This is a genomic window from Nostoc sp. UIC 10630, assembly GCF_010747425.1.
Taxonomy (GTDB): domain Bacteria; phylum Cyanobacteriota; class Cyanobacteriia; order Cyanobacteriales; family Nostocaceae; genus Nostoc.
Window position 1 is genome coordinate 1 of the sequence record NZ_JAAGOG010000249.1, and the last position, 9,772, is coordinate 9,772.

The 9,772-nt window shown below is 42.9% G+C and carries 9 protein-coding genes; 5 read left to right on the forward strand and 4 right to left on the reverse strand.

Going from position 1 to position 9,772, the window contains the following annotated elements:
* Window positions 1–86: 86 nt before the first annotated feature.
* Complete coding sequence (gene gatA / locus G1O98_RS33470; protein ID WP_163937686.1) at window positions 87–1,547, forward strand: Asp-tRNA(Asn)/Glu-tRNA(Gln) amidotransferase subunit GatA; 1,461 nt, start codon at window positions 87–89, stop codon at window positions 1,545–1,547.
* A gap of 193 nt (window positions 1,548–1,740) precedes the next feature.
* Here the strand turns inward: gatA and G1O98_RS33475 are convergent, their stop codons facing one another.
* Together G1O98_RS33475 and G1O98_RS33480 are read right to left on the reverse strand one after the other, a co-directional pair.
* Entirely contained in the window at window positions 1,741–2,220 is a 480-nt protein-coding gene (locus tag G1O98_RS33475; protein ID WP_163937689.1) for a helix-turn-helix domain-containing protein, read from the reverse strand.
* Between the two features lie 377 nt (window positions 2,221–2,597).
* Window positions 2,598–3,332, reverse strand: coding sequence for an SDR family oxidoreductase (locus G1O98_RS33480; RefSeq protein WP_163937692.1), 735 nt, complete (start codon window positions 3,330–3,332; stop codon window positions 2,598–2,600).
* A gap of 162 nt (window positions 3,333–3,494) precedes the next feature.
* Here G1O98_RS33480 and G1O98_RS33485 point away from each other — a divergent pair, with 162 nt between their 5' ends.
* Window positions 3,495–4,430 carry an AraC family transcriptional regulator gene (locus G1O98_RS33485; RefSeq protein WP_163937712.1) on the forward strand — a complete coding sequence of 312 codons (936 nt, stop codon included), beginning with the start codon at window positions 3,495–3,497 and terminating at the stop codon, window positions 4,428–4,430.
* Between the two features lie 208 nt (window positions 4,431–4,638).
* Complete coding sequence (locus G1O98_RS33490; protein WP_163937695.1) at window positions 4,639–5,265, forward strand: PadR family transcriptional regulator; 627 nt, start codon at window positions 4,639–4,641, stop codon at window positions 5,263–5,265.
* 51 nt (window positions 5,266–5,316) lie between these two features.
* On the opposite strand, the gene G1O98_RS33495 is transcribed toward G1O98_RS33490, so the two are convergent.
* The gene (locus G1O98_RS33495) at window positions 5,317–6,003 is read right to left on the reverse strand and encodes an HAD-IA family hydrolase (RefSeq protein WP_163937698.1); all 687 of its coding nucleotides are present in this window, start codon (window positions 6,001–6,003) and stop codon (window positions 5,317–5,319) included.
* Between the two features lie 195 nt (window positions 6,004–6,198).
* Here G1O98_RS33495 and G1O98_RS33500 point away from each other — a divergent pair, with 195 nt between their 5' ends.
* Complete coding sequence (locus G1O98_RS33500; RefSeq protein WP_163937701.1) at window positions 6,199–6,972, forward strand: glucosamine-6-phosphate deaminase; 774 nt, start codon at window positions 6,199–6,201, stop codon at window positions 6,970–6,972.
* Between the two features lie 305 nt (window positions 6,973–7,277).
* A complete protein-coding gene (locus G1O98_RS33505; protein WP_163937705.1) occupies window positions 7,278–9,341 on the forward strand; it encodes an NAD-binding protein in 2,064 nt (687 codons plus the stop codon).
* Window positions 9,342–9,452: 111 nt separating this feature from the next.
* Here G1O98_RS33505 and G1O98_RS40400 read toward each other — a convergent pair.
* Window positions 9,453–9,772: WGxxGxxG family protein (locus G1O98_RS40400; RefSeq protein WP_163937708.1), on the reverse strand; the 320-nt coding region annotated here is incomplete at its 5' end.

Sequence of the window (9,772 nt, forward strand, 5' to 3'; positions counted from 1 at the left end):
TTCCCCATTCCCCATTCCCCATTCCCAATACCCATATCGGCCAATATGTACTAAAATCAATGACTTGAGTCACAAAGAGAGCAATCATGGCATCCATCCGCGAGTTGCACCAACAACTAGTTAAAAAAGAACGTTCTGCCGTTGAAATTACCCAAGAAGCTTTAGAGCGCATTGAAGCGTTAGAGCCGAAATTACATAGCTTTTTATGTGTTACCGCAGAACGGGCATTAGAGCAGGCAGGTGCTGTGGATGCCAAAATTGCTGCCGGGGAAGAAATCGGGCTACTAGCAGGCATTCCTGTTGGGATTAAGGACAATTTATGTACTAAGGGAATTCCTACCACTTGCGCCTCCCGAATTCTAGAGAATTTTGTGCCACCTTATGAATCAACCGTGACGCAAAAACTGGCAGATGCTGGTGCGGTAATGGTAGGCAAAACCAACTTAGATGAGTTTGCAATGGGTAGTTCCACAGAAAACTCTGCCTACCAAGTCACGGCTAATCCTTGGGATTTGTCACGAGTTCCAGGTGGTTCTTCGGGGGGTTCGGCGGCGGCGGTGTCATCCCAAGAGTGTGTAGTTGCTCTTGGTTCTGATACTGGTGGTTCAATTCGTCAACCTGCATCTTTCTGCGGTGTGGTGGGGATGAAACCAACTTATGGTTTGGTTTCTCGTTATGGTTTAGTGGCTTACGCTTCGTCTTTGGATCAAATTGGGCCATTTGCAAACACAGTAGAAGATGCGGCAATATTATTAAGTGCGATCGCAGGTCACGATCCCAAAGACTCTACCAGCCTCAAAGTTGCCATTCCCAACTACGCCGCCAGCTTCAAACCAGACTTCAAACCCAGAGGTCAGCTAAGAATTGGGATCGTTAAAGAAACTTTTGGTGAAGGTTTAGATTCTGTAGTGGAACAAGCTGTTACCAAAGCAGTAGATGTATTACAAAGTTTGGGAGCAGAGATTCATATAATTTCCTGTCCCCGCTTTCGCTATGGCTTACCCACCTACTACATCATCGCCCCGTCCGAAGCGTCAGCAAACTTGGCTCGTTACGATGGCGTTAAATACGGCTACCGCGCTCCTGATGCCGATAATCTACTATCGATGTATACTCGTACCCGTGCCACTGGTTTTGGTACAGAAGTCAAACGCCGGATTATGATCGGCACTTATGCCCTTTCTGCTGGCTATTACGATGCTTATTACCTGAAAGCGCAAAAAGTCCGCACCCTAATTAAGGAAGACTTTGAAAAGGCTTTTCGCTTGGTTGATGTGTTAGTTTGTCCCACATCTCCCACTACAGCATTTAAAGCAGGGGAAAAAACTACTGATCCCTTGAGTATGTATTTAACTGACTTGATGACTATTCCTGTGAATCTTGCTGGTTTACCTAGTTTAAGTTTGCCATGCGGTTTTGATGACCAGGGTTTACCAATAGGATTGCAGCTAATTGGCAATGTACTGCGAGAAGACCAATTGTTTCAGGTAGCTTACGCTTATGAACAAGCTACTACTTGGCATCTGCGTAAACCACAAATATCTTGAATTTGTCATTTGTCATTGGTCATTTGTCATTGGTGATTAATTCTCATCCTTCACTCGCCACTTCCTCTAAGTAAGTTAGCAGAAATAAACCAATTATGTTACGAAATGTAAATAGGCTTAAAGTCTTTACTAATGACCAATGACAAAGGACAAATGACAGCCTTGCCAGCTAGCTTTAATTGCGCCAATGTACTTACTTTTCTGTCAATTTGTTAGTTTTGCTGACTATTGACTGTTGATTATTTACTTCTGGAGTCAGAGATTCAGATGTGATTTGTGGTGGATTAAGTATATGTAAAAGACCAGCAGATGCAGCTACTAATAACAGAATGTAGGTAACGACAAGAGGTATGTATGTATTTGGTTTGTTGTCAGAATTTTTATGATCGTTCTTGGGGTCTTGGCGGACTACTGGATTGCTTATAAGAGTATGTGATAAAGCATTTCCATCCAGCCCTAAAGCATCTCCATAGCGACGGATGAAGCCTTGAAGAAAAATAGGCTCAGGTAATTCTTCAAATCGTTCTTCTTCTAAAGCGTGCAAAACACCTGCTCTAATAAGTGTTTGAGCGGCAATTTCTTCTATGCGTATGGCTTTTTCTTGCCTTACTTGTCGTAAATGTGTGGTTATTTCCTTTAGCTGCTCTACTTGAGCTTGGTTTAAGAGTGTCACTGTCTTCTCCTCTATGGGCTAATTCTACTATTCATATAGTGAGAAGACTTAAAATGACATACGTATTTTTACTAGATATTTGATTTTCGTGAATTTTTTAAGAAGAGTTGAAATCTAGACTTAAAAATGCTATGGCTGCCGGCACTAGTATATTTATTGTTATAATATATACTTTATCTCTAAATAAAATAGGGCATAAAAGTTAATAAGCAGCAATTTATAATACAAGTATTTTATAATTGCTACTCTGGGCTGGGATAATTGCCGCGATCGCTCCAAGAGAAGGAGCAGGGAGAAAATTCCCCTCCTCTGCACCCTTCCCCCTGCCCCTCTGCCTATTTTCAATGCCCAATTCCTCTTCACATACGTTCCCAGAGTTAGAATGAGCTTGCCGTCGGGCGGACAATCACTTCATTGATATCAACATCATCCGGTTGGGATACGGCATATAATACGGCTCTAGCGATCGCATCAGGAGTGAGCGCAGTTTTGCGGAGTTCTTTCAAGAAGCCTGTTGCTGATTCGTCTGTGATATCAGAGCCGAGTTCAGTTTCAACCACGCCAGGGGATATTATTGTGACGCGAATATTTCTCGATTCTTGTCGTAATCCATCGGATATGGCCCAAACAGCAAATTTTGTCGCGGAATAAACCGCGCTGGTAGGCCCCACCATGTGCGCGGCGATGGAGGCGGTATTGATAAACTGTCCACCGCCTTGCGCTTCCATGATTGGTAAACCAGCAGCAATACCATTCAATACGCCGTGGATATTCACATTAATCATGTTGTCCCATTCCTCGACTTTCAAGGCATTCATTGGCGACAGGGGCATCACGCCTGCATTGTTGAAGATGACATCGACACGACCAAACTTATCTTTGGCGAAGTGAATGAACGCTTTCATATCCTCACGATTCGCAACATCCACCGCTTTGAATTCCGCTATATAACCCTGGTTACGGATCTCCTCGATAATCTTTTCTAGCTTTTGGGTGCGCCGTGCCCCTAAAACAACTTTTGCACCATTTTTAGCGAGTAACTTAGCGGTGGCTTCACCAATACCGCTACTGGCTCCAGTGATCGCAATGACTTTATTTTCTACGTTTAACATGGTTATTTTTCCCTCTGTTGAGGTTTATTTAAATTTTGGATGTGTTCATCGTATGAGTAAGTGCAAAGGTTTGAAATACACAGACCTCGCGCTTTATTGCCTAATTCTCCAAATCGATGTTCTAAAATGCCTACAAGAGGATGATTAAATTAATCGAAGAATATAGTGACGAGCAAAATCATCAACCAAGTCATAAACCAAAGTGCGATCGCTCATCAATGTCAAGAATTGGCAGCACTAGTCACTCGTCACACCGATGGCAAAGGGGACGGTTTTCATAAAACAGCTATTGAGCAGCTGGAATTTCAGCGAGAATCTTCTGCTTCCACCTCACTACAGGGTGTCTGCGAACCTATCTTTGCCATCTTAGTTCAGGGCAAAAAAGAAGCGTTGCTGGGTGAGGAAACCTATCGTTATGGCGCGGCTCAATATCTGGTAGTCTCGGTTGATTTGCCCTTGAGCGCGTTTATCGTTGAGGCAACCCCAGAGCAACCCTATTTAGGATTCAAGCTGAATCTAGATCCACGCCAACTCTGCGATATTATTACTGCTCAAACCAGTGTGATTGAGGAGAAAAAGAACTCTGTCAGAGGCTTATTTGTCAGCAACGTCGATGCACCGTTGCTCGATTGCGCTATGAGACTGACACGGCTTTTGGATACACCACAAGATATCCCAATTCTTGCACCGATGATTATCCGCGAAATCTATTATCGCCTTTTAATGGGTGAACAGGGCGAAGCTGTTCGCCAAATTGCGACATCTGGCAGCAATATGCAGCGCATCGCCGAGGTGATAAAACTCATCAAGGCTGATTTTACAAAGCCGATGCGGGTTGAGGAGCTAGCTGGGCAAGCAAGTATGTCTCCTTCATCTTTCCATCACCATTTCAAGAAAGTGACATCGATGAGTCCGCTTCAATATCAAAAGCAATTAAGACTGTTGGAAGCACGTCGCCTGATGCTTGCCGAAAACTCCGATGCGGCGAATGCTGCCTATCAGGTGGGTTATGAAAGCCCCTCACAGTTCAGCCGCGAATATTCCCGGATGTTCGGTGCGCCGCCGATCAGGGATATTGAACGTTTACGCACAGCCTAAGAGACTCGATAAATCGCCGTCTCTACAAGTGTTTTGGTGTATTGATAGCAACGCTAAGAGCGTCACGAGCGCCTTGATTCTGAATTCTTCTTCAGCTTTGCGTTGGCACAATTGCTTACTTCATAAATCTTCATCAAAATCTATTCCGATATATCGCGATATGTTTTTATATATCGTATATTAGAGAAAGTTGATTTGAGATTGATTTATGTTTAGACACTTTCGTTCACGCTTTGGTACACCTGCATGGGCAGGAGTTAACGAAGACGATTTCTTGCTTGTTAGGTCTTGGTTTGGGCATGGCAGGCATCATGGTAGAGATCATGACAAACACTTTGGTAATGAAATGTTTGGTCGTGGTTGGGGAGATGAACATCGGACTCGTCGGGGTGACATCAAGTTCATCCTGCTGGAATTGTTATCTGAGCATCCTAGTCATGGTTACGACCTGATTAAAGAGATGGAAACTCGTTATGGTGGTTTCCGTCGTCTCAGTCCTGGCTCAGTGTATCCCACACTCCAATTGCTGGAGGAAGGGGGTTATCTCAAGAGCGCCCAGGAAGGTGGCAAGCGGATTTACACGATTACCGATGAAGGTAGAAAATTATTGGCAGAACGTGCCCAACAAGAAACTTCTGATACTCCTTGGGATACTGTCAAAAGTTTCGTGAAAGGTAAGCCCCAAGAGTTTATTGAGTTGCGGAATGCTGCAACAGAATTAGCTGCTGCTGTAGTGCAGGTTGCTCGTAGTGGCAATGTGGAGCGAATAAATCGGGTGCGTGAGCTTTTAGAGCAAGCTAAACGAGAAATTTACGCGATTTTGGCGGAAAAATAAGTAGAGAGGCAAAATTTGCATCTCTACTTTCAATATTCTCAGATTTTGCGCTTATAAGTTAGAAGCGATCGCACTTAAATCTGGCTCAATCAGTGAGTTAAGCAATGTCCACAACTGCAAATCAGTAAAATCTGGAATTGCCATAAATGCGCCAACTTCTTGTAATACTTGCGGATCGTGGGTAGAAGCGATGCCAATGGTGCGGATATCTGCGCTCACCGCCGCCCGAATACCAGAGGGAGAGTCTTCTAATGCGATCGCTTCCTCTGCTGAAATCGCCAATTTATTCAGGGCGGCTTGGTAGGGTGCAGGGTCAGGTTTACCTGCTACACAATCATCCGCTAAAACAACTGTATGGAAAGCTTCTTTTATTCCCAATACCTCTAGCATAAATTCTGCATTTAATCTAGGCGCATTAGTTACTAATGCCCGCTTTAATTGATGTGTCTCCGTCCATGCTAGTAGCTCAGAAAATCCATCCAATGGTTTAAGATTCGAGGCGAGTTTGCGGAAAAACGCCTCTTTTTCGTCTGCAAATTTCTGCCCTTCTGCCGTTGATAATTGTGGCAAAATGTCCTTAACAATTTCTGGATTTAAGCGTCCACTAATTCGGGATTTATAAAATGTTTCGTCAATTTCTATGCCGTAATTTAGCAGCATTTCCTGCCAAGCTCGGTAGTGTATAGGGTCAGTATTGACAATAGTGCCGTCGAGGTCAAAGAGAATTGCAGCTAGCATGATTTTTTGGTAAAATGTAAATAATTGTTAACTTAATTTAAATAGTTTACATTGTTTTTTTGCCCTTATACAGCGCAAAAAGCGATAAATTAATCTGCTAAATCCTAAAATCTATACTGGATAAGCCATGTCAAGGTAGACAGGTAGAGCTTCTCAAGAAAGTGCCGTATAATTGATAACCTTCTGTGTAAGCAAATGCTAGCCGCTACAAACTTTTTTCGCGTTGATGATTTACTGGTGCAGATTTATAACTCTGAAGTCGAAATGGCCCAGGATGTTGCCGAAATCGCCCAAAAGCATTTACAGCAAGTTCTTAAACAACAGGATACAGCTGCTGTATTGTTAGCCACAGGTAACTCCCAACTCAAATTTCTCGATGTTTTGATTGCATTGGGTGGTGTAGATTGGTCACGGATTATTCTGTTCCATCTAGATGAATATTTGGGAATTACGGCTGACCATTCTGCGAGTTTCCGGCGCTATATGCGAGAACGTGTAGAAAACCGGGTTGTTCCTAAAGTATTTCACTATATAGAAGGTGATACACTGCAACCAGTAAACGAGTGCGATCGCTACACCAAACTATTGCAAGCACAACCAATAGACCTATGCTGTCTTGGTGTTGGCGAAAATGGACATTTGGCTTTTAACGATCCAGCAGTAGCAAATTTTCAAGATCCTTACAGTGTGAAACTAGTAAAACTGGATACAGTGAACCGTCAGCAACAAGTTAGTACGGGTCAATTTCCAAATCTAGAAACTGTTCCACAATATGCTTTTACTGTCACCATCTCAGCAATTTGTTCAGCTAAAAAAATTATCTGTCTGGCTCCAGAAAAACGTAAAGCCAATGTGGTAAAAGAAATGTTGCAAGGAGCTATAACTACAGATTGTCCGGCTTCTATTCTTCGTCAACAATCCCAAGCTACGTTATTTTTAGATGTAAATTCTGCTAGTTTACTTTCTTAAACTTCTCTCTCAATCCTCAGAGAATATTATTAAGAAGTAATTTTTTACATATAGCAGTCCTAAATCATTCGTGAAAATCACATCTCTCTTTCTTCTTTCCTCCCTTTGCGTCCTACCCTGCGGGAAGCCGCTCCGCGTCTATGCGGTTCGTTTTCTAATCTACATTTTTCACAACTCAAATAGGATTGCTATAGTCAGAAAACCTCTTTAGTTGTGTGAGTAAAGGGATACATTACCCGAACGGTAAGATATAATCCTAGCAAACACGTACTGTTAGCAGTATTGAATGCTGCCATCAACAGAAAGTGCATTCCCCTCTCAGCACCAATCCCAAAAAACCCCAAGACCTTTTCTTAGTATGCGGACTCCAAAGTTTAGGGCAACATTGTGTTGCAGTCTTAAAGGAGTACGACGTTAAAGTCAACGCCATTGATGATGTACAACTCGAACATTGGGAAGTCCCAGAAGTACCAAGCTTACTAGAAAAATTAATCATCGGAGACTGCCGCCAGCCAAGTGTTTTAGAGCAGGCAGGTATAAAGCAATGTCGTTCAATACTTTTAGTCACAAGAAATGAGCGGATAAATATAGAAGCAGCGTTTGCAGCACGGCGACTTAATCCGCACGTTCGCCTGATTGTTCGTTCTGACAAACAAAATTTCAACAAACTTTTGTCCGAAAACTTAGGCAATTTTGTTGCCTTTGAGCCTACCCATCTCTCTGCTCATGCCTTTGCTTTAGCATCTCTCGGATCTGAAGCGATCGGTTACTTTACTTTAGAAGGGCAACTATTGCAAGTAATCAAGCACCAAGTACAAGCGAAAGATAGCTGGTGCAATGGCAAGCCAGTACATAGACTCAATCTCACAACTCGCCGCATTTTGAGTCACACAACCGTTTCATCTGATCCCCTCAAAGAATTGTTTGGATGGAACCCAGAAGCAGAAGTGCAGGTAGGAGACACACTCGTTTACATTGATGTTGCATACGAATTGGCTTTCTCTGAGCAATATACAAATAAATCTTATCGCCAAAGTTGGCAGTGGCAAGAGTTTCTTCAAGGCATAACAGCGAAGAATCTTAAGCAAAAAATATTACAATTTTGGCAATCTTACTACCAAAGCCAAAATCAAATTCGGCGAATTGCAACAATTTATGGGATTACCGTACTTATTCTGTGGTTCGTTGGAATAATTCTTTACCGCTTGTATTATCCTGACATCTCCCTGCAAGAAGCTTTCTATGCAACAGCAGTGTTGCTTTTGGGAGGATACGGAGATTTATTTGGTGGTGTTGAGTTTAAATCGCAATCTGAACCTTCAGATCATATCCCTTGGTGGTTGCGATTCTTTAGCCTGGGGCTTACATTGACAGGTCAAGCTTTCGTGGGAGTATTATATGCACTGGTGACTGATGCTCTTGTCACTTCCAGATTCCAGTTTTTCAATTCTCGTCCTCCAATACCACAACGCAACCATGTAGTGATTATTGGCTTAAATCGCTTGGGACAGAAAGTTGCTGCTCTTTTGCAAGAACTCAATCAGCCTTTAGTAGGAATTCATACTACCACTCTCGACCCAGGCACTTTACCAGATATGCCGCTGATTATTGGCAATACTAACGAAGCACTCGCTAAGGTTAATCTCTCGCGTGCTAAAAGCATCATTTTAGTTGGGGACGATAATATGGAAAATCTGGAAATTGGTTTGATGGCTCATGCAATGAACCCCGCCACAAGCTTGATTATCCGCTCTCAAGATCGTCATTTTAGTGATAATATCGCCCCTCTGTTTCCCTATGCTCAAGTTTTATGTGGCGCGGCTTTATCTGCGGAAGTCTTTGCTTGTGCTGCCTTTGGGGAAAATGTTTTGAGCTTGTTTCACTTGAGTGAGCAAATAGTCATGGTGACGGAATACAAGATTGAAGAAGGTGATACCCTGAATGGGTTGCTTCTATCTGAAATAGCATCTGGCTATAGTGTTGTGCCGATTCTCTACCATAAATATCGGCGAGACAATTATTCCTTGATGCCCTGGTATGATGTTAAGCTCTATGCTGGCGATCGCTTAATTGTTTTAGCTACAAGCAGTAGTTTGCAGCGAATCGAATGGGGTGAAATGCTGCCTCGCCTTTGGCAGGTGGAGATCGAGAAAGCTCTGACTACAAATTCTCTTATCTATGGCGCTGAAGAAATAGTTTTGATTACAGGATGTAGTTTAGGTACTGCTAGGCAATGGATGAATAATTTGCCTGGAATATTGCCAATACCACTTTATAAACATCAAGCTCAACGTCTGGTGCGGGCGCTAACAAAAATACAAGTTTTGGCAAATGTAATCTTCATTGGGCAAGGCAGTAGTTCGACTTGAGTAAACTAGGATGTAATAAAAAGGGCGCAATATCAATATATTGTGCCCCTACTGACCTAACCTGAACTTGACAAAAATAACGGCTGTACGCTTCCTACAGTGTGTTGAATACTATCTAGAACGAGTACCCGTTACTTCATTAGGATCGCTATAAGCCCGGACTTTATCACGATTACGAGCCAGACCTGCTAAACCGGCTAGACCAAGTAAACCTAGCCAACCCCAATCGAAACCGCGATCGCTAGTTCTTTCGGAAGTTGTAACACCTGCATTCCTGTTAGTACCTGTTGTTCCAGTACCTGTTGTTCCAGTACCTGTTGTTCCAGTACCTGTTGTTCCAGTACCTGTTGTTCCAGTACCTGTTGTTCCAGTACCTGTTGTTCCAGTACCTGTTGTTCCAGTACCTGTTGTTCCAGTACCTGTTGTTCCAG